The following is a 1,288-nucleotide window of genomic DNA, read 5'->3' as shown; positions in this document are numbered from 1 at the left end:
GGCCGCTCGGTCACGTTCCCGAAATGATCGGTCACGTTGCCGAAATCGCCGGTCACGATCCCGAAACGGCCGGTCACCTTTGTCCGAAATACGCAGCAGGGAAAACGCTGGACGAATGGGCCTACAGGACAGGGCTGAAGCTGCACTTCATCGAACCAGGCAAGCCGCAGCAAAATGCCTATATCGAGAGCTTCAACGGCAAATTCCGTGACGAATGCCTGAACGAGCACTGGTTCGTCTCGATGCGTCACGCAAGGGAAACGATTGCGGATTGGTGCCAGGAATACAATAACGACCGGCCGCACAGTTCGCTCGGGTATCTGACGCCCAAGCAGTTTGCAGACAGTTTTTTAACCGCAGACTCTAATTTGGTTTCGTACTAAATTGGGGAGCAGGTCATCGGCGATCTACGACGCATCCATCCTCGGTACGCGGTAACACTGCTTTACGGGGTGGTCGCGACAAGCGGCCGCCCGGGAAGTTATGGTTGGGGATCGCATTCAGAGGTCTTCGTCCATGATGTCTACACCGCGCCGCTTGGCTGCCTGCGCGACCGCGCTTGCCATCGCGCTGCTGGGCGCTACCGCCCACGCCGAACGCAACCCCTCCCTGGCTGGCCAGACCATCGTCCAATCCGTGGAAGGTGGCCGACATACCAAGGAATACGGCCGCAACGGCCAGTTGATCTATGAAGTCATCGAGCGCCAACGGAGCCGCGGCGGCAAGACAGCCACGGAAGCCGTCGAGCGGGAATGGAGCGAAGACGGCAAGCCCCTGCGCGATCAAACCTTCCTGGGCGGCAACGAGATCAAGGGAACGACCTGGTATCTGAACGGCCAGGTCAAGGAAACCCGCGTGGATCAATCCCTGCGCGAACCCGGCGGCCTGCCCGGCAAGTACGTGGAACGCTTTTCCGACCAGGGCAAGCTGCAGTCCGCGGGCGTATTCCAGGGACAGTTCCGTCCAGTGGGCACACACCGGGAATATGACCCGGCGGGCAAGCTCAAGCGGGAAGTGATCTATGACGCACGCGGCAACCGTTCATCGGAACGCAGCTACGATGCATCCGGCGCCGTCATTGGAAGCGAACGCTTTCTTCCCGACGGTTCGCGCATCCGCGATTGAGAAAAAGCGACGCCTGAAAGACAAAACCCCCGGCCGGATTCCCGGTCGGGGGTTTTGAGGGTGGGGAGCCTGACGATGACCTACTTTCACAGACGTCCGTCCACTATCATCGGCGCAAAGGCGTTTCACTGTCCTGTTCGGGATGGGAAGGAGTGGGACCACC

At 59.9% G+C, this 1,288-nt stretch carries 2 protein-coding genes and 1 rRNA gene; 2 read left to right on the top strand and 1 reads right to left on the bottom strand.

Going from position 1 to position 1,288, the window contains the following annotated elements; all coding sequences use genetic code 11:
- Positions 1-383: integrase core domain-containing protein (locus tag ABD104_RS30165; RefSeq protein ID WP_343928882.1), on the top strand; the 383-nt coding region annotated here is incomplete at its 5' end.
- A gap of 133 nt (positions 384-516) precedes the next feature.
- Positions 517-1,125, top strand: a complete 609-nt coding sequence (locus ABD104_RS30160) for a toxin-antitoxin system YwqK family antitoxin (protein ID WP_343928881.1) — start codon at positions 517-519, stop codon at positions 1,123-1,125.
- A 67-nt stretch (positions 1,126-1,192) separates the two neighbouring features.
- Here ABD104_RS30160 and rrf read toward each other — a convergent pair.
- A 5S ribosomal RNA gene (gene rrf / locus ABD104_RS30155) occupies positions 1,193-1,288 on the bottom strand; the annotation flags it as partial.

The organism is Pigmentiphaga daeguensis (assembly GCF_039523035.1).
Lineage (GTDB): Bacteria > Pseudomonadota > Gammaproteobacteria > Burkholderiales > Burkholderiaceae_B > Pigmentiphaga > Pigmentiphaga daeguensis.
Note: the sequence above shows the minus strand (reverse complement) of the source record. Positions and strands in the feature narration are given on the sequence as shown.